The sequence below is a fragment of the Polluticoccus soli genome (assembly GCF_029269745.1).
Lineage (GTDB): Bacteria > Bacteroidota > Bacteroidia > Chitinophagales > Chitinophagaceae > Polluticoccus > Polluticoccus soli.
In genome coordinates this window covers 1,490,570-1,515,855 of sequence record NZ_JARJHT010000001.1, presented here as the reverse complement: position 1 = coordinate 1,515,855, position 25,286 = coordinate 1,490,570, and the positions used below count along the sequence as shown (strand labels likewise).

General features: G+C 45.1%; 17 protein-coding genes and 1 pseudogene. 8 read left to right on the top strand and 10 right to left on the bottom strand.

Annotated features, from left to right (window positions below; all coding sequences use genetic code 11):
* Positions 1–88 precede the first annotated feature (88 nt).
* The 4 genes from P2W83_RS06650 to mnmG form a co-directional block, all read right to left on the bottom strand.
* On the bottom strand, positions 89–4,834 hold the full coding sequence (locus tag P2W83_RS06650) for a T9SS type A sorting domain-containing protein (protein ID WP_276132926.1): 4,746 nt from the start codon (positions 4,832–4,834) through the stop codon (positions 89–91).
* 142 nt (positions 4,835–4,976) lie between these two features.
* Positions 4,977–5,363 (bottom strand): Co2+/Mg2+ efflux protein ApaG, encoded by a 387-nt coding sequence (apaG, locus tag P2W83_RS06645; RefSeq protein ID WP_276132925.1) that lies wholly within the window; start codon positions 5,361–5,363, stop codon positions 4,977–4,979.
* 43 nt (positions 5,364–5,406) lie between these two features.
* Positions 5,407–5,865 (bottom strand): regulatory protein RecX, encoded by a 459-nt coding sequence (locus P2W83_RS06640; protein WP_276132924.1) that lies wholly within the window; start codon positions 5,863–5,865, stop codon positions 5,407–5,409.
* Positions 5,865–7,733 (bottom strand): tRNA uridine-5-carboxymethylaminomethyl(34) synthesis enzyme MnmG, encoded by a 1,869-nt coding sequence (gene mnmG / locus P2W83_RS06635; protein ID WP_276132923.1) that lies wholly within the window; start codon positions 7,731–7,733, stop codon positions 5,865–5,867. The genes P2W83_RS06640 and mnmG overlap by 1 nt, the downstream gene beginning before the upstream one ends.
* 198 nt (positions 7,734–7,931) lie before the next feature.
* Here mnmG and P2W83_RS06630 point away from each other — a divergent pair.
* A pseudogene (locus tag P2W83_RS06630) lies at positions 7,932–9,520 on the top strand (amidohydrolase).
* A 43-nt stretch (positions 9,521–9,563) separates the two neighbouring features.
* Here P2W83_RS06630 and P2W83_RS06625 read toward each other — a convergent pair.
* Positions 9,564–11,477: a PA domain-containing protein gene (locus P2W83_RS06625; RefSeq protein WP_276132922.1), complete on the bottom strand. Its 1,914-nt coding sequence runs from the start codon at positions 11,475–11,477 to the stop codon at positions 9,564–9,566.
* A gap of 125 nt (positions 11,478–11,602) precedes the next feature.
* Positions 11,603–12,604: a quinolinate synthase NadA gene (gene nadA / locus P2W83_RS06620; RefSeq protein WP_420831770.1), complete on the bottom strand. Its 1,002-nt coding sequence runs from the start codon at positions 12,602–12,604 to the stop codon at positions 11,603–11,605.
* 502 nt (positions 12,605–13,106) lie between these two features.
* Here nadA and P2W83_RS06615 point away from each other — a divergent pair.
* Positions 13,107–15,257: a peptidylprolyl isomerase gene (locus P2W83_RS06615; protein WP_276132920.1), complete on the top strand. Its 2,151-nt coding sequence runs from the start codon at positions 13,107–13,109 to the stop codon at positions 15,255–15,257.
* A gap of 99 nt (positions 15,258–15,356) precedes the next feature.
* Entirely contained in the window at positions 15,357–15,875 is a 519-nt protein-coding gene (locus P2W83_RS06610) for a DUF2480 family protein (RefSeq protein WP_276132919.1), read from the top strand.
* Here the strand turns inward: P2W83_RS06610 and P2W83_RS06605 are convergent.
* Positions 15,872–16,534, bottom strand: a complete 663-nt coding sequence (locus P2W83_RS06605; protein ID WP_276132918.1) for a metal-dependent transcriptional regulator — start codon at positions 16,532–16,534, stop codon at positions 15,872–15,874. The two genes, P2W83_RS06610 and P2W83_RS06605, sit on opposite strands and share 4 nt — an antisense overlap.
* A gap of 143 nt (positions 16,535–16,677) precedes the next feature.
* On the opposite strand from P2W83_RS06605, the gene P2W83_RS06600 reads away from it, so the two are divergent.
* Positions 16,678–17,388, top strand: a complete 711-nt coding sequence (locus P2W83_RS06600; RefSeq protein WP_276132917.1) for a L,D-transpeptidase family protein — start codon at positions 16,678–16,680, stop codon at positions 17,386–17,388.
* On the opposite strand, the gene P2W83_RS06595 is transcribed toward P2W83_RS06600, so the two are convergent.
* Together P2W83_RS06595 and P2W83_RS06590 are read right to left on the bottom strand one after the other, a co-directional pair.
* The gene (locus P2W83_RS06595; RefSeq protein ID WP_276132916.1) at positions 17,378–18,496 is read right to left on the bottom strand and encodes a polysaccharide deacetylase family protein; all 1,119 of its coding nucleotides are present in this window, start codon (positions 18,494–18,496) and stop codon (positions 17,378–17,380) included. The genes P2W83_RS06600 and P2W83_RS06595 overlap by 11 nt on opposite strands.
* 191 nt (positions 18,497–18,687) lie before the next feature.
* A complete protein-coding gene (locus P2W83_RS06590) occupies positions 18,688–20,061 on the bottom strand; it encodes a LutB/LldF family L-lactate oxidation iron-sulfur protein (RefSeq protein ID WP_276132915.1) in 1,374 nt (457 codons plus the stop codon).
* 91 nt (positions 20,062–20,152) lie between these two features.
* On the opposite strand from P2W83_RS06590, the gene P2W83_RS06585 reads away from it, so the two are divergent.
* On the top strand, positions 20,153–21,121 hold the full coding sequence (locus tag P2W83_RS06585) for a KpsF/GutQ family sugar-phosphate isomerase (RefSeq protein ID WP_276132914.1): 969 nt from the start codon (positions 20,153–20,155) through the stop codon (positions 21,119–21,121).
* Here the strand turns inward: P2W83_RS06585 and P2W83_RS06580 are convergent.
* Positions 21,118–22,299 (bottom strand): acyloxyacyl hydrolase, encoded by a 1,182-nt coding sequence (locus P2W83_RS06580; protein ID WP_276132913.1) that lies wholly within the window; start codon positions 22,297–22,299, stop codon positions 21,118–21,120. The two genes, P2W83_RS06585 and P2W83_RS06580, sit on opposite strands and share 4 nt — an antisense overlap.
* 29 nt (positions 22,300–22,328) lie before the next feature.
* Here P2W83_RS06580 and P2W83_RS06575 point away from each other — a divergent pair, with 29 nt between their 5' ends.
* From P2W83_RS06575 to P2W83_RS06565, 3 genes are read left to right on the top strand one after another with little or no spacing between them, the layout of a single operon-like run.
* Entirely contained in the window at positions 22,329–22,919 is a 591-nt protein-coding gene (locus P2W83_RS06575; RefSeq protein WP_276132912.1) for a DUF502 domain-containing protein, read from the top strand.
* Positions 22,906–23,994, top strand: coding sequence for a 3-phosphoserine/phosphohydroxythreonine transaminase (gene serC, locus P2W83_RS06570; RefSeq protein WP_276132911.1), 1,089 nt, complete (start codon positions 22,906–22,908; stop codon positions 23,992–23,994). The genes P2W83_RS06575 and serC overlap by 14 nt, the downstream gene beginning before the upstream one ends.
* A 5-nt stretch (positions 23,995–23,999) precedes the next feature.
* A complete protein-coding gene (locus tag P2W83_RS06565; RefSeq protein WP_276132910.1) occupies positions 24,000–25,241 on the top strand; it encodes a DUF1015 domain-containing protein in 1,242 nt (413 codons plus the stop codon).
* Positions 25,242–25,286 lie beyond the last annotated feature (45 nt).

Genomic DNA, 25,286 nt, shown 5'->3' with positions numbered 1-25,286 from the left:
TTATTAATAAGTTAATAATACCCGCCGTCACCGTATTTAAACGAAAAAGGGGCGGATATCCGCCCCTTTTTATTATAAAAATCAATAATTACATCTTTTGCAATGTCTGGTTGATCTTCGGCTGATTGTTTGCATCAGTAACACGCAGCATATATGACCCTGCTGGAAGATCTCCGATGTTCAGCACGTGGTCTGGCTGAGTTTCAGTTATTTCCCAGTTCATGAGCTTTTTACCGGTCACATCGTAAAGTACGACTTTGTCTCCGGCCTTAGTGCCTGCAATGGTCACTTTGTCCTGGAATGGGTTAGGATAGATGCTGATCAAACCTTTTGTTATATCATTTACACCTGTTCCAACAGAGTATACATATACCGGAACAGAGGTAGTAACTGCATAACAAGCATCTGTAGGCGTAATTACCGCAGTGATGGTATCGATACCCTGGCCTTTCACATAAGAAGTAGTGTTGGTATTTGTTGTCGCAAACAGAACGCCTTTGTTATACCACTTAATCGAGTAGCTGCTTACGGCAGATTGAACATTTGCACCAACGTTAACTGTTGAACCTACCTCAGCAATGCCTGGAGCTCCGATATTGAAAGGATGGCTGTTTGGCGGAGTTACAGTCATTACCACTATGACACTACCAGCAACGTTTGTTGTGAAACAGCCTGGAGGTGTTGTTACGATACAGAGTACGATATCATCGTCTATTGGTTGATAGCTGTACGCCGGCGAGTTAGTTCCGACTGTTGCGCTATTTACTTTCCATGTGTAGAAGGCGCCAGTAACATTTGTAGTAGCCGTATAGTTTACAGTTGCACCCGCACAAACCGTGGTTGCACTCGGCGTAACAGTCACGGTTGGGTTCAGCGGGGTTTCGATCTGCATCAGGATATTGTTACTAGCTGCAGTAGGCGATGTGAAACATCCGGTTGCAGGCACGTTGATCACGCATGAAACAATATCACCGTTAACTGGCGTATAGCTGAACGTATTGAAATTGGTTCCGACATTTCCTCCATTCACTTTCCATTGATAAGTACCGCCGACGATATTTGTTGCTGCGGTGTACGTCACAGTAGTACCAGCACAAACGTTATTCCCACCCGAAACGATCGATATGGTTGGAACGGTAGATGTAATAATATTCATCGTGATGCCGGCGCTTGTTGCGGACGACGGAGCAAAACATGCGCCGGATGGAACAGTTACCGTACATGTAATAACATCAAGATTCGACGGTGTAAATGTGAGCGTGCTAGCTGTCGCGCCCGGAATATTACCTCCGTTCACTTTCCATTGATAAGTGCCGCCTGGAACATTTGTCGCTGCAGCGAAATCTACCGGTGTACCAGAGCATACCGAAGTATTACCTGCTGGTACTGTAGCAATAGTTGATGTTGGTGTTGCCGGTGCGTTTACTGTAATCGTTAAGATGTTGCTGTTTGCAGAGTTAACAGTATAACACCCTTGACCAACAGGGCGTGTAACTACACATTGCACCGTGTTACCGTTTGCAGGAGTAAAGGAGAACGTAGAGCTGTTGCTACCCGCGTTAATGCCATTCACTTTCCATTGGTAAGTGGCATTTGCCACGTTAGTAGTAGCTGTGTAAGTAACAGTAGTACCCTGGCATACCGTTGTACTACCAGCAATGCTGGCTGTCGGCGTTAGGGTAGTCATAGGAGTAATGGTGAGCGCATTGCTGGTAATAGTTGCTGTTGTATAACAACTTCCCAGTGGATTTGTTACTACGCATGTGATCACGTCGCCTGATGTTGGCACATACGTGAGCGTTGAGCTATTAGTGCCAATGTTAGCGGCTCCTCTTTTCCACTGGTACGAAGCACCTGTAACATTTGTTGTTGCTGTGTAAGTTGTAGAAGAACCGGTACAAGGAGATGTGTTTCCTGAAATGGTAAGCGTAGGTACAACATTTGGGTTCACCGTCATGGTAATGCTGCTGCTGGTAGCAGAGTTTGCCGTGAAACATCCGCCAACAGGTATTGTGATATCGCAGGTAACAACTGCACCGTTGGTCAGTGTAGATGTGGTGAATGTGCTTGCGTTAGTGCCAGCGCCAACGCCGTTTACTTTCCACTGGTATGTACCACCTGTAACATTCGTTGTTGCCGTAAATGTAACTGAAGTTCCGTCGCAGATCGTAGTGTTTGGTGTTGAGATGCTGATGGTTGGTGCTACAGGAACATTTACTGTGATGGTCTGAGTTGCGCTTGTTACCGATGCCAGTGTGAAGCACCCGTTTGTTGGCGGAAATACCTGCACCGATATCTGGTCGCCGTTAGATGGAACATACGTGAAAGTTGAACCGCTGGTACCCGTTGGGTTTCCATTGATTCGCCATACATAAGTTCCACCAGCAACGTTCGTATTTGCAGTATATGTTGTTGAAGTTCCTGAGCAAACCGTAAAGTTTCCTGTTACACTGGCAGTTGGTGTCACCGCACTTGTTGTCGTAACTGTTATTGTATTGCTTGTCGCTGTGGTTGGGCTGTAGCAGCTACCCACAGGCGCAGTTATCACTACCTGTATCTGGTCGTTGTTCGCAGGGACTACCGTATATGTAGCACTGTTAGTACCTACATTCAGGCTATTGCGCTTCCATTGATAAGTAGCGCCAGCCACATCTGTGAATGCTGTAAACGTTACAGAAGTTGATGCACATATTACTGATCTGCCAGTAATGCTAACAACTGGTGCAGTTTCCTTCAAATTGTATTGCACTGCGTTAGGGTAGCTGCTACCGCTAATAGTGCTAAACGAACCGCCAACGATCATTCTGCCGCTATGAATACCTATATAATTCACTGTGCTGCTTGCTGCAGGATCCCAGCTTGTTGCATTGCTTGTAGCAGTTTCAACGGAAGACAGATTGGTACGTGCAACACCACCGTTGTTAGCATAGCTACCTCCGACAAATACCCTTCCGCCATCGATAGCTATCGAGTTAACAGTACCGCTGGGATAAGGAGCCCAGGTTGTTGCAACGCCTGTAGATTGACTGATCTCTGACAATCTGGGAGCAAATTGTGAACCGATATTATTGAATGAACCCGCAGCATAAATGCTGGATCCATTCTGTGCAAGCGAGGTTACTGTTCCATCAGCATTAGGATTCCAACCGCTCACAAGACCTGTTGACAGGTTGAAAGAAGCCAGCCTGTTTCTTGTAACGCTTTGCGCCTGTGTAAACGTACCGCCAAAATATACTTCTGACCCACTAATAAGGATTGCGTTTACAGCACCGCTGTTGAACTGTGGATTCCACGACAACAAAGTATTTAAGGTAATGTCGAATGATGCAGCACAGATCCTCGTATTTCCTGCTATCGAAGTAAACGCACCGCCAACATAAAGCGTGTTACCATTTAATTTCAAAGCGTTTACAGTGCTACTCGGTGCAGGGTTCCAGGTGCTGAGCGCCGCCGTGGTTGCATCCACACTGGCTAGTCTGTTTCTAGTTGTTCCACCAACTGTGGTAAAGGCACCGCCGATATATACGGTAGTTGGAGTGGCAGCGATCGCGTTTACAGTACTGTTTACCGTCGTGCTCCAGTTGATCAATGTATCAGTCAGAAAATCGATAGCTGCAATACGTTGTCTTGTTTTTACATAGTTGCTAAACGAACCGCCTGCTACTACTCTTGTCGCTGTAGCTTCTATTGCACGCACAGGAGCGCTTGTGAGATTGCATTCCCATGGCGTAATAGTACCAAGCGCCTTATTTATCTTAATTAGATTTGACTGGCCTGAGGTAAGCGTGAAGGTACCCCCCAGGTACAGGTCATTCCCAAATAATTTGATATCGTACACAGCTGTTGATGCGGGCAACAAGTAGTTGAGGCTTGTTGCGTTACCAAGGCTCGGATCTACTTCTGCAAAACCATTACGTGACTGGCTGCCTATTGACGAAAAAGAACCGGCTACCAAAATGTTGGAACCGTTCATTTCGAAATCCATTACAGGGCTGTTTGGAGAAGGGTTCCACGTGCCTGCCAGGCCGGTAGTAGTGCTTACTGCGGCTATGAAATTCCTGGTCTGACCGCCGATGATAGCGAAATTACCTGCCACGTATGCGGTCGTGCCGTTGATCATTATTTTAGTTACCGAAGAGCTGGCTGATGGATCCCAGGTTGTAGCATTACCTGTAGTTGCATCCAGTGCAGCGATATTATTTCTTGGTAGTCCACCTATGTTTGCGAAGCTTCCGCCTGCATACACGTTAGTACCACTTACAGCAATAGTATTAACCACACCGGTTGATGAAGGATTCCAGCTGGTCGCTGCTCCGGAAGCCAAGTCTATGGCAGCGATCCTGTTACGTGGCTGTCCACCAATATTAAAAAAGGCACCACCTACATATATAGTGCTGCCAGAACGTGCAAGCGTATTAACAACACCATCAGCAGTAGGGCTCCATGATGTAACCTGCCCACTTGAATTGATCTGGGCAATATTGCTACGCGAGGTCGTGCCCACCTGCGTAAAGCTGCCACCTATGATATAACCACCGGTACCGTCAGAGATAACAGTATTAACAACGCCGTTTACTTTTGGCCAGCTGCCAAGCGCCAGCGGATTTGCAGTAGCTGCATCAATGTTTACGAAGCCTCCTGCGTACCTCGACATTGTTGTAAAATTGCCACCAACATATAATGTATTGCCAACTTTATCGCTGGCTAATACGGCACCATTGAAAAGCCATTGGGTGCTGTCGGTTCTTAAGATTGGGTCGCACTGAGCAGATACGTGCGGTCTGATACTTATCAAGGCGATAAGCACCAGCGCAAAGCGGTAAATACGTGTCATGTATATTAAATTCTAATTTAAATATACATTCCATTTACTTACAAAAGAATACCATGGACATAATTTTTTAACCCTCTCCGTGGAACTTAAAAATGCCGCAATGGAATTATTGCCAATAATTCAATAAAATGATGTAAAATTGTTAATTAAGCTTGAAAGGCGCCATGAGCTGAAATTCAGGTATGGCCACAGTGATAAGCTTTTTGTTGTACAGATTTTCCATTTGGTAGTTACCGTACATTTTCCCTATTTCACTTCTAAGATTAGCTGCCGATACGTATTGGTAGCTTTGACCAGATTCAATGATAGGTTGTTGCCCTACAACCCCTTCACCTTCTACCTCGCGGAAGGAGCCATTGCTATCGTAAATATACCAATGACGACGGAGAAGTTTCACGGGGACGTCACTCAGATTTTCGATAGTTATGCGATATGCGAAGAGAAACTCAGAACCGACAGGGTTTGATTGCGCCGGCTGATAAAATGTTTCGACAGTAATGCTAACCCCCTCTGTAACCTGCTGTACCATCTTTCGGCTTTTTTGTAAATATACTTAATAGTTGGAGCTCTACCTATTTTGGTCTTCTGATCATTTCGTTGATGATGCTGAGTGAGATTTCCGATTCGTATCCCTTTTGAATTGCATAACGGTACATCTTTCCTTTCCGCGCTACAATGTTTTTTTCCGACTTAAGTTCTGTCAATTTTTTATCCAGAACTTTTACGATCACGTTTTCATATTCTTCTGCATCGATTTCTGTAAGCCCCTTTTTTATGCAGTAATCTGATACCTTCTTCAACCTTAGTTGTTGGGTGATCTTTACGCGTCCCCATTGTTTCATGCGGAACTTGCCCCTTGCGTAGGCTCGCGCATATCGTTCTTCATTCAGAAAACCGCCAGCGATCATGTCGGCTATGCGTTCGTCCACCTCAGCCCCTCTGCATCCAAGCTCAAACAATTTATCCCGCACTTCGCTATGGCAGCGTTCCTGGTATTTACAATAGTGCGTTATAGATGCCAGAATATCCATTACCGTCCCATGTAAACCATTAGAATCTGCACATCGCTGGGGTTGACACCACTGATGCGGCTAGCCTGTCCCAGTGTTCCGGGTTTTATCTTAGTTAGCTTTTGCCTGGCTTCCATCGATAAAGCTGTCAGCTTATCATAATTAAAGCTCTCTGGTATAGTTAGATTCTCGAGGGTCGCCATCTTTTTAACCAGCTCTTTTTCTTTTTCGATATACACGTCGTATTTCACCTGTATCTCAACCTGCTCCAGAACCAACTGATCATTTTCATTTATTGCTTCCTCCAGCGAAGGAATAGCCGTCATCAGTTCTTTCAAACCTATGCCGGGCCGAAGCAACAACTTCATAGCCCTGGCTCTTTCAATTAAAGGCGTAGATTCATTTGCCTCCAGGAAATCATTCACTTGTGCGGGTTCTATAGGGAACTCGGCCAGCAAGGCCTTTATTTTTTCGATCTTTTCTTTCTTCTCGCGAACCAGCGCCACCCGGTCTTCCTTAGCCAGTCCTAGTTTATATCCAAGCTCAGTCAAACGGAGGTCTGCATTATCTTGTCGCAATAGCGTCCTGAACTCTGCCCTACTGGTAAACATGCGGTAAGGCTCATCTGTTCCCTTATTTATCAGATCGTCTATCAGTACCCCGATGTATGCATCGCTTCGCTGTAAAACAACAGGTTCGGCATCTAGTGCATTTTGGTGTGCGTTGATGCCGGCCATCAATCCCTGGCAGGCAGCTTCCTCATATCCTGTCGTTCCATTTATCTGTCCAGCAAAGAAAAGGTTCCTGATGAGTTTAGTTTCCAGGGTGAACTTCAACTGTGTAGGTGGAAAATAGTCGTACTCGATAGCATAACCCGGCCTAAAGAACTTGCAGTTCTCAAAACCGGGCACCATTGTTATTGCTTTGTATTGAACATCTTCCGGAAGAGATGTGCTAAACCCGTTAACGTAGATCTCTACTGTATTCCACCCTTCTGGCTCAACAAAAAGCTGGTGGCGTTCACGTTCTGCAAACCTGCTGATCTTATCTTCTATGCTTGGGCAATACCTTGGGCCACTCCCTTTTATCCTCCCCTGATACATGGGGGATTTCTCGAAGCCGGTTTTCAGAATGCCGTGTACTTCTTCATTTGTATAGGTTACCCAACAATGACGCTGCTGACTAGGTTTGATTCGGTCGATAGGCAGGTATGAGAACCCTACTATTTCTTCATCTCCATTCTGTATTTCCATTTTTGAATAGTCAAGGCTACGCCCGTCTACTCTTGGAGGTGTTCCGGTTTTAAGCCTTGCGCTTTCAAAACCTAATTCTACAAGCTGCTCAGTAAGTCCAGTTGCTCCTTTTTCACCCATACGGCCACCGCCAAACTGTTTCTCTCCGATATGTATTACCCCGTTTAGAAAAGTACCGTTTGTCAGGACCACTGTTTTACCATAGATATGCTGCCCCATTCCGGTCACCACTCCTTCAACTGTTCCACGTGAAACAATGAGGGACTTAACCATATCTTGCCAAAAGTCAACATTTAGAGTAGCCTCCAGCATATCCCTCCACGTAGATGCAAACAACATGCGGTCGTTTTGCGTACGGGGACTCCACATGCCCGGCCCCTTAGACTTATTAAGCATGCGGAACTGGATCATACTCTTATCGCTAACGACACCACTATACCCACCTAATGCATCGATCTCCCTAACAATCTGCCCCTTAGCTATACCACCCATTGCCGGGTTGCAACTCATCTGCGCAATCATCTGCATATTCATGGTGATAAGCAGGACCTTGGAACCCATATTAGCAGCAGCGGCAGCAGCCTCACAACCTGCATGGCCGGCACCTACTACAATAACATCGTACTTTGGAAACATAAGGGTGCAAAGGTACGAACTGGTAAGCTATTATAGAATTGTTATAATAGTTCCACGTGGAACATTGCTATCATTTTAACACTCCATATTGTTCCACGTGAAACTTCTATTGTGCACTAACGCTAATAGAGTTCCACGTGAAACATAAGGCTCTTTATTAATCATATTGTTTCACGTGGAACCTTATATCTTTAAGCTATGAAATACTTACTGACCACCGTTATTTCACTAATATCTGCCGCAGTCTACTGTCAACAACCGGTGGACCTTATTATTTATGGTAAAACCTATACCGCAGATTCATCCTTCAACCAAACAGATGGTGTTGTCATAGACAAGGGAAAGATTGTCTTCACAGGCGATAAAACAGTTATCACACAACAATACGCAACAAAACAAACCTTAAACCTACCTCATGCCGCTATATACCCCGGCTTTATAGATGCCCATTGCCACTTTAGCGGATATGCCCTGGATGCCTATAAATGTGACCTTGTAGGCACTACCTCCTTTAATGATGTTATAAAACGATTGGTTACTTACGAACAAACCAACAAACTCACTTGGATATACGCCAGAGGCTGGGACCAAAATGACTGGACAAACAAACAATTCCCTACAAAAGATACCCTCGATAAGCTATTCCCAGATAAACCTGTGATATTGAAAAGAATAGATGGCCATGCTGTTTTAGCCAATCAGAAGGCCTTGGACCTGGCTGGAGTAAACCAAAGTACAGCCATACCGGAATACTGATAGACAATGCTTCAGAACCAGTAGAAAGCCTTATTCCACTGCTCCCAAAAGATATCGCTACTACCTACCTGGTGGATGCAGAGAAAGAATGTTACGCAGAAGGACTGACCGAGGTGGTCGACTGCGGGGTGAAAACAGACGTTATTAATCTTCTACTTACCTTATACAATGACAGAAAGCTATCAATTGGCAACAGCCTACTCCTGTCACAGGATGAATCAACCCTCTCCTCCTTCGCCGCAAAAGGCCCCTTTAAACAGGGACAGCTCCAGATAAACGGCATCAAACTATATTCTGATGGTGCGCTTGGATCTAGAGGTGCATGCCTGCTTAAAGAATATTCCGATATGCCTGGCCATAAGGGAATGCTCCTATCCTCTTATTCGCAACTGGATAAACTAGCAGCACTCGCAATGAAATACAACTGGCAATTGTGTACACATGCTATTGGAGACAGCGCTAACCGAATTATCCTGGATATGTATGGTCACCATCTCCTGGGAAAAAACGACAAAAGATGGCGGATAGAACACGCCCAGGTTGTAAACCTGTCAGACTACGATAAGTTTGGCCACTACTCTATCGTGCCTTCTGTTCAGCCCACACATGCAATTTCAGATATGCCTTGGGCAGAAACAAGATTGGGCCCTCATCGTATACACGAAGCATATGCCTACAATGATCTGCTAAAACAAAATGGTTGGATAGCATTAGGAACGGATTTCCCTGTAGAAGCGATAAGTCCTATTGCTACATTCTATACGGCAGTGGCAAGAAAAGACAATTCAGGCAACCCTGAGAATGGTTTTCAAAAAGAGAACGCACTAAGCAGAAAAGACGCACTGAGAGGTATGACCATATGGGCAGCAAAAAGTGTATTTCTTGAAAAAGACAAAGGAAGTATTGAGCCAGGAAAAGACGCAGACCTAACTATTCTGGATACAGACCTACTTACTGCAAGCGAAAAAGACATTCGAACCGCCAAGGTTCTCTACACAATTGTAAAAGGCAAAGTGGTATACAAAAAATAAAGGCGGATCAATTGATCCGCCTTTATCCTTTTTTAAGCTTAGCTTATTTACCTGCTATAGTAAAAGGCCTTGCCATTGCATTATTATCAGAAATCATGATCATGTAGTAGTTACCTGCAGCCAAGTTTGTAACAGGCAGAGTAACTTCAGTATTCTGTACATTCTTACGAACTTCAGAATAAACCTGGCGACCTAGACCATCGATGATCTTGATGTGCAGTTTCTCAGTAGCGCTAGCCAGGCCGATCTTAGCAGTAACGTTTGATACAGCTGGGTTAGGGTAAACAGTGAACTGATCAGCAGAAACCTTAGCAGTCTCTTTTACATTTACCGGGAACACACCTTGGATGAACGTCATCGCAGGAACAGCAGAACCATTTGGAACCGTCAAAGAATCGATGTTGCTGGTAGCAAAACCGAATGGGAACATACGGATATCGGTACCTGGGTTCTGAGCGATATCGGTAGCGCTACCGATAAAAGCAGGCGACCAGAAGTCCGGAGTTTTACTTGTAGCATACTTCATAGCAGCAGCTGTACGAGCGTGGTAATTTGCGTTCCTGTCAGAGCTCAATGCGAATACTGTGTTCAGGTTCGCAGCAAACCAATAGTAAGAGTTAGACTCAGTAACGATTTGTGCAGGTGCACCGCTAACTGCATCGCCTATGTAAGCGCTCAGCATAGTCTTGTTAGAATCGAGAGTAGTAAACTTCTTAACAGCGATACCTTTAATAGTCAGCTCTTCAGACTGGATCCTTTCGTCGGCTGGACCGCCATTAGAACCATCTGTCCATTTGAAAACAAATACTTCCACCAGACCATCGTTCCTGTCAGTCAGATCGTGATCGCTAGTATCCTGATCAGCTACAGAGAAGATAACGTGGCTCATATGATAACCACCTTTCTTCACGTAAAACAGCGGGCCCCAAGTCAGGCTCGAAGCTGCATCAGCCAACCTGTTATGGTTAGTAACGATCGGCTCTTGTGTTTGAACATTGATACGACCACGGCTGAACGCATTCGGAGTGATATTAAGAGAAAAATTATGCGTATTATCGAACGCGAATCCATCAGCATCATCAGCTGAAACAGCGTAGTTGAAATCGTAACGACCTGTACCGCTTGGAGTGAAGCTAAAATGATCTGGAGAGAACAGATCGTATTTAATAGAATCTGCAGTAGGGAATGTAGCAGCAGTTGCTGTATCCGAGTAGTAAGGGCTAGTGCTGCCGCCTGTTGGAGTCCAGCTAACGTTTGCAATCAGCTTAACATTGTTTTCGGTATTGTTACCGGTGTTAGCTACATAACCACCAACATAACCTCTGTATTGAGGAATGTCTGTACCATCAAACTGGCTGATTGGCACTGCAAGACCTGGAGGAGGTGCAGGCGTACCAGGAACGATTGCCAGATCGTGCGCTTTATTAAAACCCCATTTAGAAATAGAAACGAAAACTGGAGTACCCGCTGACAACTGGTTGGTCATAGCACGGCCATCAGCATTTGAAACGAATGTAACTGGTATAGTAACAGTCGCACCAACAGCACCAGCACCCATGTTTATCAACTCGTTTGGTGTGTGGTTCCAAATAATAACACCCGCAGCGCCAGCTGTCTGTGCATTCTTTGCTTTTACACCAAATTCACAATTACCCCTGTAGATCAACACCCATTTACCTGCAGCAACTGGAGAGATCGAAGTACAAGCTTCACTGTCTGAAGCTTTAACTACTTCTACGTGTTCAACCGGTGTGTTCAATGATCCACCCCAGGGAGTAGTTCCGTCGCTTGAGAACGTGAAATCTTTCACGCCACTGATAGACGCCGGGGCATCTACGATAAACCTTGCACCCATTACTTCAGCGTCTGAGGCAAGAGTTCCTTGAGCACCTGCATTAACGGCAGCCGTTAAGCCCATGCTCAATAGACTTAAGTTAAGTAAAACTGATTTTTTCATACTCGTTTTTTTGATACAAAAATTAACAGATAAAAGTGACCCAAATTAGAAATTTTTTCTTTAGAAAACAAAATACCAGCAACAGTGTAAATATTCTTTACACTGCGATTACTTTAAACAAGCAGCTATAATCCAAGCTGCTTGCTCATTTCAAGCATTCGATCTATTGGTTTCTTAGCTTCAAGTCGCGTTGTTTCTTCCATTACGATCTCGGGTAGTTCATACTTCATACAGAGGTATAACTTCTCAAGCGTATTTAATTTCATGTGCGGGCAATCATTGCATGCACAAGCATTATCAGGCGGGGCAGCTATAAAGGTTTTCCTCGGAGACTTGTTTTGCATTTGGTGCAGTATGCCCGTTTCCGTAGCAACAATAAAACTGTTTGAGGTGTCGGTTTGTGTATACTTAAGTAGTTGCGTCGTGGAACCTATGAAATCTGCTAATCTCAGAACGCTATCCTCACATTCGGGGTGGGCAATAAGTTTAGCGTCAGGATGTCGGTTCTTTAACTTGGTGATCTTCTCCAACGAAAATATTTCATGAACCATGCAAGCTCCATTCCACAACACCATGCTTCTACCTGTTACCTTATTAATATATGCACCCAGGTTTTTGTCTGGTGCAAATATGATCTTCTGATCTTCCGGCAGGCTTTCCACAATCTGGCGTGCATTCGAAGAAGTACAGATAATATCACTTAGTGCTTTGATCCCCGCAGAACAATTGACATATGATATCACCAAATGATCTGGATGCTTTTCCTTGAACTGTTTAAAAACCGGAGGTGGGCAACTGTCACTTAAAGAACATCCAGCTTTCAGATCTGGCAATAAAACTTTTTTGTTGGGATTTAGAATCTTGGCTGTCTCGGCCATGAAGTGAACTCCGGCGAATACAATAATGTCTGCCTCGGTCCTCGCAGCCTCCTGGGCTAGCCCCAAACTATCTCCTATATAATCAGCCACATCCTGGATATCCGGCTCCTGGTAATAATGCGCTAACAACACTGCATTCTTTTCTTTCTTCAACTTTTCGATCTCTGCAAAAAGATCCAGAGTCGGATCGATCTCCACATTCAAAAATCCAATTTCGTCGATTTTTTCCTCTGCAATTCTCAAATCCACATCCATAAGAATAAGAATAAAAAGATTTTTTAAAAAGAAGCTATTATCATTAGCAGTGTGAAATTGGGGAAACAAAAACGGAATCCCTATTGCAAATTAAGGTTTTTGATTTCATACCCACACTGACGAAGGTTATTCACAATGAAAAGCCTTGCTGGTTGGGCATATTCACATAAAATACTGGAAATGTGGATAGTAGTGCACGTTAGTAAAAACGTCCACGGGAATACTGTAAACCGATGTGAATAACGAGCGATTAACAACTAAAAAAAATCGCGCCAACCTCATCTTGGGTAAATTTCCAGCAGATGAGCCTGTTTTTACCAACGAAATCCACAGTATTCCACATTTATTCCCAACCTCTCGACTGATTTAAAAATCAGCCTGATGAGAGCGACTTATTATATATTATCCGTATAATATTGATAAATAAGCCTCCACGCTTCATAATGTCGTTTTTTCTTCTAAATTTGCCGTCCTTATAAATTAATACATAACCTATATGGCTGTAATTCAGAAAATCAGGGATAAATACGGAAAGCTTACGGTTTTTATCATCGTGTTGGCATTGGTGGGCTTCATATTAATGGACGCTGCGAGCGGAAGATTCGGCGATCTGTTTGGGCGGGACTCGAGTGTTGCTACCGTTAATGGCGAGAAGATCGACGTCAGAGAATACCAGCAAAGGATCAAAGAATACGAGATCTTATATAATTACAGTTCTAAAGGAAGGACCCTTGACGATGCAACACGCGCACAGATCAACGAGCAGGCACTGCGTGAGCTGATCAATGAAAAGCTGATGGCGGTTGAATGTGAAAAACTGGGTATCGCTTCTACTAAAGAAGAAGAGCGCGACCTTATATATGGCGCAGCTCCAGACCCTATCGTTCAGCAATACCCTGTGTTTGCAAATCCTGATACCAGGATGTTCGATCCTCAGCGTGTAAAAGCTTTTGAGCAACAGGTTGATCAATACGATCCAACTGGTAAAGCCCGTGAAGAATGGGAAGCTATCAAAGCTTATGTGCTTAGGAATAACCTGAATAAAAAATATAACAACCTGCTTACCAACTTTGTTTACACTCCAAAATTCCTGTTGGACAAACAACTGGTAGAGCAAAGTACTATTGCCAGCGCAAGGTTTGTAAAAGTTCCTTATGCTGTTATTAATGACGCTGAAGTAAAAGTGACTGATGAGGACCTGAATGCTTACATGAAGAAAAAAGAAAAACAGTACACTATTGAAGAACCAACACGAAGCATTGAGTACATTTCTTTCGACGTGACGCCTTCTTCTGAAGATACTGCGCGTGCACTTGGATCATTGAATCAACTCAAAACAGAATTTTCTTCGACTGCCGATGCAGAGAGTTTTGTGAACCGCAATTCTGAAGAACCATTCAATCCTGCTTTCGTTAACAAGGCATCATTTATGTCTTTATATGCAGACTCTATCATGAACGCCCCTGTCGGTTCTGTATACGGTCCATATTTCGAGAACGGTATGTACAAAATGACAAAAGTGCTGGACAAACAAAGCATGCCGGATTCAGTTAAAGTAAGGCACATCCTTGTAAAGATTGAAGATGCTAACCAGCCAATGCTGAGCGACAGCGCTGCAAAACTGAAACTGGATAGTGCGATCGCTGCTATAAAAAGTGGTGCGCCATTTGGTTCTGTAGTAGAACGTTACTCCGACGACCCGGGCAGCAAGCAAACAGCTGGCGAGTACACCTTCACCCTTCAGCAAAAAGGTCAATTGTCAAAAGAATTTGCTGACTTCGCTTTTGAAGGAAGTGCCGGGGAGAAAAAAACAGTGAAAGTTGATAACGACGCTTACGCGGGATACCATTATATAGAAATACTGGAAAGGAAAGGTATGCAGCCTGCAGTTAAGATCGCAACGGTTAGCAAGGCACTTTATCCTGGCGACAATACTGAAAATGCAGCTTATGCAAAAGCCACAGAATTTGCTGGCCGCAACAATACTGAAAAAGCATTTGATGAAGCAGTTAAAACGCAGAACCTGAATAAGAGGAATGGCGACAATGTAAAAGCAAATGATTTCATGATCGCTGGCTTTGGTTCTGCACGTGAGATCATCAGGTGGATGTACGATGCGAAAGTTGGGGATGTATCTCAAGTGTTCGCATTGGAAAACAGGTATGTTGTAGCAAAACTGTCGAGCAAACAAGAAAAAGGTTTGATGAAACTTGACGCTGCTATGCGTCCAGGCATGGAAGCAGCTGTACGGGCTGAAAAAAAAGCAGAAATGCTGAAAAACAGGTATAAGTCTTCAACATCTCTGGATGCTGTAGCTCAAGCCGCTGGTCAACCTGTACAACAAGCAGATTCTTTCAACCTGGCTAGCCCATTTGCACCTAACCTCGGTTACGAGCCGAAAGCTGTTGGTTATTGCTTCTTCGACGGTTTCAAACCTAACACAATGTCACCTGGCATTACCGGACAGGACGGTGTTATCTACCTCAGTGTTATTATGAGGGGCAACAAACCAATGCCTAACGATCCAATGATCCTGAACCAGCAAAAGGCAATGTTAGATATGCAATCGAAAAACACGCTGGCTTCTGTAATGCAGGAAGTGCTTAGAAAAACCGCAACCATCAAATACCATACGCAGAATTTGTAATATCACAATATCTTAAGACCGTATTGACTAAAACTGCCCCGGATGTCCGGGGCAGTTTTGTTATTGACGCGAAAACCTTTCGTAAATTTGTAGAGTCTTATGGAACCAATCGTAAATAAAGTCGCTGAAAGCGGGATAATAACACTGGACCTTGCGGAGTTCGTTTTAAAAGATGAAGCAACGGCAGCCTTCGATCTGAAGCCGTTTTTGTTTCGCGAGATGATATTGCGCGAAAAGGATTATCGTACGGCTCTGCAGACGGTTGACTGGAGTCCTTACGCCAATAAGCATGTATCTCTTTATTGTTCTGTAGATGCTATCATCCCAGTGTGGGCTTATATGCTGGCGGCCTCCTACCTGCAGCCACATGCGGCGTCGGTAAATTTCGGCACTCCTGAAGAACTGAAAAAACAGGTATTGATTCAACGTATCGCGGATATCGATGTCACTGAGTATGCTGACAAACGAGTTGTGATAAAGGGCTGCGGCGAAACGCCTATCCCTGATATGGCTTATGTTGCCATTACAAGCAAACTTCGACCTGTGGTAAAATCGCTGATGTATGGAGAGCCCTGCTCTACTGTTCCTGTTTACAAAAAACCGTTAGTCAAAAACTAAACGACCAAAAGGTTGCCCGCTATCTTCTCTGAAAGCTGGTAATTGGTTCCCTGGCTTTCAATCAGCACGCTGTTGTCGTACGGCATTTTCTCCGATATGGTAATAAGTGTCCCAATCTCCAGGTTATATCTCTTCAACTGCATGAGGAAAGCTGTTGAGGTATCGCGAACAGCTACTATCTTATATTGATTATTCGGCTCAGCATCTGAGAGTGGTACTGCACTAGTAGACGGCATGTCGCCGTTGGGCTTCGGTATTGGGTCGCCATGCGGGTCGAATTCGGGATAGCCCAAAAATTCATCTAGCTTATCCACTAACTTTTGAGAATGGATATGCTCCAGCTGTTCGGCTACCTCATGAACTTCATCCCACGAAAAGTTGAGCTTTTTATGCAGGAAGGTTTCCCAGAGACGATGTTTTCTTAGGATACCAAGCGCCTCTTTTTTGCCGGTAGCAGAAAGTTGCACCTTCTTATATTTCTCGTAATGGATCAGTTGTTTTTCCGACAGCTTACGTAGCATATCGGTTACAGTCGCCGGCCTTGTATTCATCCTTTCGGCTATTTCATTCACCGAAACTTCACCTATTCCATTCTGTTGTTGGATACTATATATTGCCTTTAAGTAATTCTCTTCTGTAAAACTCAGCGGAAGCATCATCGAAAATAAGAAAGATAGCCGAATTGACAGCGCATGCCTTTAACGCACCTGCTAAAGAAAACCTAAAAACGGCCACAGCCGCCGCAATTTTCAAGGTTTTTCGTTAGTTTCGTATATCCCGTTTTTATCGCTGCTATTAGGTTATGAAGCATAGTATTAGAGAATACAGTGGCTTAAAAATATTATTTACCGTCCTTGCCGGTATGACTGTTTTCTGCGCGACGGCGCAGGAGAAGAAGACAGATGTACCACGCGATCTGAAGATCCTGAAAGAATATAGTGACGGCAAAGGCAACATTGTGCGCGAGATACAGTACAGCCAGGGCTTGATGCGCATTACCGAAACTACCATCACTCCAAAAGTATTGGCAGTTGGTCGCCGCGTTCCGATCTCACCCGATACATTGAACAAAGACTCTGTGATGGTGCTGGTCGATAAGTCGAGGTATACCGTCCAGGTTTTTTACAGGAAGCGCATGGTGCGTAACTATCGCGCGGTGTTTGGTCCCAATCCCAAGATGAATAAATGTATGGAGGGCGACAGGTGCACCCCGGAAGGCATTTTTCATATTTCAGCTAAAAATCCCAATTCGAAGTATAACAAATTCATGTTACTCAGTTATCCAAATGACTCAGCACGTATAAGATTCAATAAGCTAAAAGCAGAAGGTAAAATTCCTCAGTCGGCAAGGATAGGTGGTGACATTGGCATACACGGCATCTGGAAAGGTGGTGATGACATGATCGAGATGGGCGTTGGCTGGACAGACGGCTGCGTTGCGCTGAAGAACAAGGATATTGAAGAACTCTACACCTTCGTGGGTGTAGGAACAAAGGTTGTTATCAGGAAATAATTTTCTGTACAAAAGCCGAATATGCTTCTTTCCAACCCGACCATTGTTTGTCGGTCCCCAGCGAAAAATTGTGAAATATTGTTGTGAGCTGACTATTGCAGGCCTTCAGGCGCTGCGCCATTTCATATAGCTTTTCAAACGCCGCATCAACAGTCAATCCGTGATCAAAATGAGCCGTCGTGTCCATGAAACAAAACGGGTGCACGCGGAGCGGAGATTGTTTGTCTGATTGAATATCGAACCAAAAAAATGATTGCCCGGTGCCGGCACGGAAACCAAGGTGGGTTCCATACCCCATACTGTAGTCATTGCTAATCCCGATGCTCATCAAAGCACGATAAGTATCAGGCAGGGTTAGCTTTATATAGTGCTGTCGTGAACTGGTGATTTTTTTACCAATGATCTTTTCTAAAGACGCCTTTTCTTCTCCAAGCAATTCTTGCTTTTCATCACCGTAGTAAGAAGGGTGTAATCCAATTGAGCCTTCACCGGCAAGTGAGCGGATGAGCTTCTGCATTTCCGGATGCTGCGGGTGAATATTTTTGTCGAAGGGAGTTGTTTTCAGAGATGCCAACACATAATAGTTTGGCGACAGGCCAAGACGCTTGTGTAGTTGCTCTAACCAGTCAAAGCTATCATATGGGTCCTGCTCTTTGCCCGATAAGACATTCAGTTGCCGCTTGGCAACGCCCACGTCTCCTGACAAAATGTTTTTTGCCAGCGCGCCCAGCGTTCTATACGCGCCTTTGTACTTGTATGACCAGGCAATGTCTATATCGTAACTAGGCTGAAAGCTAAATCGCGGTGCGTCGACGACTAGTGAATACTGAGCCCGAAGCAATTGACGGAATTTTTCAACCCACTCGTCAACAATAGGCTGCTCCAACAAACCTTCACGAAACAAAATGCTATTTGTAGCCGGATAACGCCCGTGTTTATCGGGCGTGAAACTTAAATATTCCTCGTAGCGGGATAAAAGAAAAAAAATGGCGGAAAGTAGATCGAAAGGCAACTGGTGTGCACCATCGTCACTTGCAAATAAAATTGGGGTGTTCTCCCTACTTCCTTTTCTTATTTGTTGCTGCGCGATATCTGTTTCCCAAAGCAAACCTGAATCAGGTATGTTAAGAGCGTTTGGAAATTCTACTCCGTACGAGATTAGAAATTTTTCTTCGCGGGCTTCGTTCTCGCTTTCAATAAACTTATAGCCGGTTTTCAGCTGCTCGTTAAACAACCAATCCAGCACATAAATAAGCCGGTTGCTTTTTTTAGTTGTGTATATCGGCGCTTGCATTATGGCTATTGCTTACTGCGTTCTTTCCACAGTTGATTGAACGTTTTGCCAAAATGCAACTGTCCGCGCGTATTCACCCAGCTTTTCTCAAACAGTGTATTCACTACTTTGTTTTTCACCTTTGCACCTGCCATGTTCATAAGTGGTCGGTTCATCATTGCCAGCTTCCAGGCTTTCCACGCGGCGCGTTCACTAAAATCTGTATAACCTTCTTCCACAGCGATGTGACGGTTCTCCAGCAGCATCTCGTGTATATTGATCTTCACCGGGCATACTTCAGTACAGTTGCCACACAGGCTTGATGCATAGCTAAGGTGCTTGAAATCGCTCATCTCTTTCAGATGCGGAGAGATCACAGAACCTATGGGACCGCTATAAGTTGTACCGTACGCGTGGCCACCTATGTTCTTATATACCGGGCAGGCATTCAGGCACGATCCGCAACGGATGCAGTACATGCTTTCACGTACCTCTTTACGCAAAAGATTTGTGCGGCCATTGTCCAGCAGCACTACATACATTTCGGTTGGTCCATCTACTTCGCCTTGCTGACGGCCGCCAGTAAATATGGTATTATATACTGTAACATTTTGTCCCGTTCCATAAGTAGCCAGCAAAGGCCAGAACAGCGACAGGTCTTTTAGAGAAGGCAATACTTTTTCAATCCCCACGATAGCGATATGCGTTTTCGGGAAGGCGGTAGATAACCTGCCATTGCCTTCGTTTTCACTGACGCACACTGCGCCGGTATCAGCTATCAAAAAATTACCACCGGTTATGCCCACCTCGCTGGAGGTATATTTTTCGCGGAGATTCTTGCGGGCTATTTGTGTCAGCTCGGCTGGAGAAAGATGTGGCTCGACACCCAGCTTTTCATGAAACAGTTTCGCAACGTCTTCCTTGCTCTTGTGCATGGCCGGTGTTACAATGTGGTAAGGCGCTTCGCCATCCAGCTGTTGTATATATTCACCAAGGTCGGTTTCAACCGATTCGATATTGTGTTTGGCCAGGAAGTCGTTCAGGTGTATCTCTTCCGTCACCATCGACTTCGACTTCACGACCTGCTTTGTATCTTTTTCCTTGCAGATATCTAACACTGCCTGCAACGCATCGTCAGCCGTCTCGGCCCAGATCACCTTGCCGCCGCGTGCTGTAAAGTTCTTTTCAAACTCCTCAAGGTACATGTCGAGATTTTCCATGGTCTTCCACTTCACGTTCTTCGCGCGCCTGCGGGCCAGGTCAAGATCAAAAAATTGTTGCTTGCCCTTCACTACCGTTTCGGCATACTTCTGGATATTGAAAGCAAGTTTGCGCTTATGCTCAAGGTCGCTGGCTTTCACCTTGCTTTTGGCAATAAAAGTGGAGATCTGCTCGCTCATACGTGTCAAAAATACAGAAAAGAAATACGGCTGGATAACGTTATAGTATAAAACTTTCGTGTGATATCGCACATGGCGCTAACTTTGCACCATGTTTTCAAAAGACACGGTTTTGCAACAGGCGCTGGATACAATAGAAATGGAAGCCAGTTCGGTCGCAAAATTGAAGAGTTTTATTAATGAAGATTTTCTTAATGCCATAGAAGCAATCCATGTTTCTAAAGGACGGGTGGTGGTCAGTGGTATTGGTAAGAGTGCGGTTATCGCACAAAAGATCGTAGCCACGTTCAACTCTACCGGTACTCCAGCCATCTTTATGCATGCCGCAGACGCCATACACGGCGACCTGGGCATGATACAGCCCGATGACGTTGTGATCATCATATCTAAAAGCGGCGAAAGCCCCGAGATAAAAGTGTTGGTACCTTTCATCAAAAATTTTGGCAACCCGGTTATCGCGATATGTGGCAACGACCAGTCTTACCTGGCAACACACGCTGATTTTTTTGTTAATACCACAGTTGAAAAAGAAGCGTGTCCTAATAACCTGGCACCCACCACCAGTACAACCGCGCAGTTGGTAATGGGCGATGCCATGGCTGTATGCCTGCTGAGCCTGAAAGGTTTTTCTGCACAGGATTTCGCGCGCTTCCACCCCGGCGGTGCCTTGGGCAAAAGGTTGTACCTGCGAGTTGGAGACCTCAGCAAAACCAACCAAAAGCCTGAAGTAAAAACTGACAGCAGCGTTCGCGATGCCATCTATGAAATATCCAGCAAACGCCTTGGGGCTGTAGTAGTAACAGAAGCCGATGGAAATATTGCAGGTATCATTACCGACGGAGACATCCGCCGTATGCTGGAAAAGGATACAAGTCCGGCAGATCTGAAAGCAGTGGATATCTTAACCCGGGGACCCAAAACTATTGAGGAAACTGAACTCGCGGTTAGCGCACTGGAAATAATGCGCCAGCACGACATTACCCAGCTCATTGTAACAAATGAAGGCAAGTACACTGGAATGCTGCATCTGCATGATCTTATCCGCGAAGGGTTGATCTAGAAGCTGGCGCCGATGCCAAGTTCTACAAGTTCTGCCTGGGTTTGGTGAGTTTTGAGAAGAACGCTGGCAAACAGCTCTTTCAGGATGCCTGTTTCGCTTTGAATAATATAGAAATTGCCGCCCAACTTCTCATAGTAAGGGTCGCCAGCGAGTACGGCTTGCTTGTAATAAATACCCACTTGAAGCATTATCCCGACGCGGCCGTAGAGAAACTCATTTCCAAAAAAGATGCTTCCTTTCCATGAATTGGCCTTTTCATTGCCAACGTTTATTTCGTTGTTCCTCTGAAAGGCGTAGATATGCTCATGGTAAGAATAGTCGATTCCGGCAAAAGCCTTGTTTTTGCTCAGGTAGCGCTTGCTGGCATATGCCGAAACCAGGTACACTGGATATAACGGACCGTCTGCCACACTAAGCTCTGTTCCGGAAATCCCGAGGCGGATCTGTCCCAGCCACCTGTTTTTTAAAGGGGTCAATGCTGTTGAAATGCGCTCTGGCCGTGAGGTAACGGGGTAATACCTTGCTCCAATATGCGCGCCGTACATGTTAATGCCAAGGTTTGGCTGGCGGAAAGCCGCATTGGACATGTGCGAAAAATTGAACCCTGCCTGTATGTCCAGGTTATTATTTACATGGTAGCGAAAATCTGTGGCGAAGTAAGAGTAGTTGTTGAAATGGCTGCCTATGGCGGTGTTCAGGGTGTCCCACGATCCGAAACGCTCAAATCGTTTGGTCGCGTACCCCAACCCAAATCCAGCTTTGAAGGTCCATTCGAAATTGCCTGCCCTTATAACGGGTATCTGTAAATTGGGATAAATACTCAGGCATTTGCCGTAGATAGAATCCATACCGTAATTGGTATAAGCAAAGCCAAACCCCACCAACGGATACCTCCTGCGCTGTTGCCAGTCCTTGCGACCATCTGTTTGCCGCACATAATTCAGCTCAAATCCTCCCGAATGGTCAGGTACATCTGCCCTGAATTTTGCAGTATGCTTCACCACTTTGCCACCTATAATATTGACGTCCAGGCCCCCTCCTGCCCATTTATCATTTGTTTGGGCCTGAACACCAAGGGACATCATATATAAAACCGAAGCAAGTAGCAGCGAGCGCCTCATCATTTCCTGGTTATTCTTTGTCTGTGCAACAAATATAGTTTTACCTGTATCAATCATGTAACTTTGCGCCAGTCATTTTTTTGTAAATGCGTCGTCTCGCCACCGTACTATTTCGCTCGTTTCTGCAGGGTTTGCTGATCTTAAGCCCGATCATGATCACAGGGTATGTGATCTATGTGGTGTTCGACAGGATCGATACTTTGGTGCCTATTGCTGTATTGCCAAGAGGGTTGGGATTTCTGATTGTTATCACGCTGGTGACTTTTATCGGCTACATGGGTACAAGGTTCTTCCTCGGCCGTATGTTGTTCGATGCGTTCGACCACCTGTTGCAGCATATACCCGGTATCAAATACATCTACTCTTCCATAAAAGACGTGATGGGCTCGTTTGTGGGCGATAAGAAGCGTTTCAATAAACCGGTTTGGGTGTGCACCAATCACAACCCCGAGATATGGCGTATCGGATTTATGACGCAGAAGGATATGGCTTTTTTAGGCATGGCCAATAAAGTAGCCGTATACCTGCCGCATGCTTACGCGGTTTCCGGGTATGTGATCATAGTGGAAACAAAGAGCATAAAAGCGGTAACCAAAATGACTGCTGCCGAGGCTATGAAGTTTGCTGTAAGCGGTGGTATCACCAGCGTAGAGGAGGAAAAACATGAGCGGAAATAAGAAGATAAATTTCAGCTCAGGCCCTGCTGCCCTGCCTCCCGAGGTATTGCAGGAAGCGTCGGAGGCGATCATCAATTACAACAATACAGGATTATCCATCCTGGAGCTGCAACACAGGGGAAAATATTTCGAAGCGATCAATGATGAATCGCGTACGTTGGTAAAAGAGTTGTGCGGCCTGGGTGACGATTACGAAGTACTATGGCTACAAGGCGGAGGCCGCCTGCAGTTTGCCATGATCCCAATGAACTTTTTGGGAGAGCATGAAAGCGCAGGCTTTATCGACAGTGGATTTTGGGCGCACAATGCAGCCGAATACGCTGCCCACTATGGCAATGCCATAACACTGTCTTCTTCTGAAAGCGATCATTACCGCCACCTGCCTGAATGGCCCGCTTCTATACCGGAGGATCTTTCATACCTGCACTTCACCACCAACAATACTATATATGGTACGCAGTTTCCAAATGTCCCGAAAACAAATGTCCCGCTGATCGCCGATATGAGCAGCGACATTCTCAGTCGCAAAACAGACTATAGCAATTGTGCCATGTTTTATGCTGTGGCGCAAAAAAATATTGGTGCGGCGGGGATAACGCTGGTGGCAGTGAATAAATACTTGCTGGGCAACATAAAACGCAAGCTGCCGCCAATGCTGGACTACAAGGCTCATGCCGATGCAAGATCTTTGTTGAATACCGCTGCAGTATTTGGCGTTTATACCTCGTTGCTTACGCTAAGATGGATAAAACAAAAAGGTATAGATGTGATCGAGACTGAAAACAATCGCAAGGCTGCACTCTTATACAATGAGATCGAACGAAATTCAATTTTCCATTCCAATATCAAGAAAGAAGACCGAAGCAAAATGAACGTATGCTTCGGGACTGAAAATAAAGAGATAGATACTGCGTTCACTGAGTTTTGTAGCAAACAAAACATTACCGGTATCGACGGTCACCGCTATGTGGGAAGCTTTAGGGTTTCTTTATACAATGCTATACCTTTGACCGCTGTAGAAAAGATGGTGAGCGTGATGCAGGAATTCGAACACGAATATTTAAAAGCTAGATAGTTTATATGGCAAAGATCATCCCCTTTAAAGGGTTAAGGCCAACAAAAGAAATGGCTCCTAAAGTTGCTACACTGCCTTACGATGTAGTAAGCGTGGCTGAAGCACGTGCATACAAAAAAGAGCCGTACCATTTTTATCATGTTACCCGTTCTGAAATAGACCTTCCTGAAAGTGTAGATGTGCACAGCACCCAGGTGTACGAACGTGCTAAGGAAAACCTTGACCAGTTTGTTGCGGACAAAGTCCTGTTCCAGGATGATGAACCGGTGTATTACATATACGAACTAGTGATGAACGGCCGTTCGCAAACTGGGTTGATCTGCGGTTCTTCACTCGACGATTATTTCACCGGCGTTATCAAAAAGCACGAGTTCACCCGCCCTGAAAAAGAGCTGGATCGCATCAACCATATCAAATACACCCGCGCCCAAACCGGCGTTGTGTTCCTTGCTTACAACGACACTGAAGATGCGGACAAGATCATAGAAGACTGGAAGAAGAATCATGAACCTGAATACGATTTCGTAGCAGAAGACAATGTACGTCATACGCTGTGGGTGGTAAACGACTATGCAAAAGTTGCTTCTCTTACCCGCGTGTTCGATGAGCAGGTGCCCGCTACCTATATCGCCGATGGCCACCATCGAGCTGCCTCTGCAGGCAAAGTCTGCCAGGAGTTGCGCGACGCTGGCATGTCAGTAACAGGCGATGAATCGTTCAACTACTTCATTACCTGTATCTTCCCCGCAAGCCAATTGGCCATCCTGGATTACAACCGCGTGGTAAAAGACCTGAACGGTATGACAGCAGATGCTTTTGTTGAAGCGCTGAAGGAAGATTTCGAAGTGTCCGCACCAACGGACACCGAGGTTAAACCACAGCAACCGCATGAGTTTGGAATGTATGTGGACGGCAAATGGTATAAGCTTACGGCAAAGCCTGGCTCTTTTACCAGCGACCCAATCGGTATCCTGGACGTAAGCATCCTGCAAAACAATATTTTATCAAAGCTGCTCAACATCAACGATCCGCGTACGGATAAACGTGTGGATTTCGTGGGCGGTATCCGTGGGCTGGGTGAATTGGAAAAGCGAGTGAACAGCAAAGACATGGCTGCGGCTTTTTCTTGCTACCCGGTTAGCATTCAGCAACTGTTCACTATAGCTGACAGCGGTAACGTAATGCCTCCGAAAAGTACCTGGTTCGAACCCAAGCTCAGGGATGGGCTGGTAGTATATCTTATTTAACAGGAAAGCGCCGAAAGGCGCTTTTTCGTTTATAGACAATCGTTA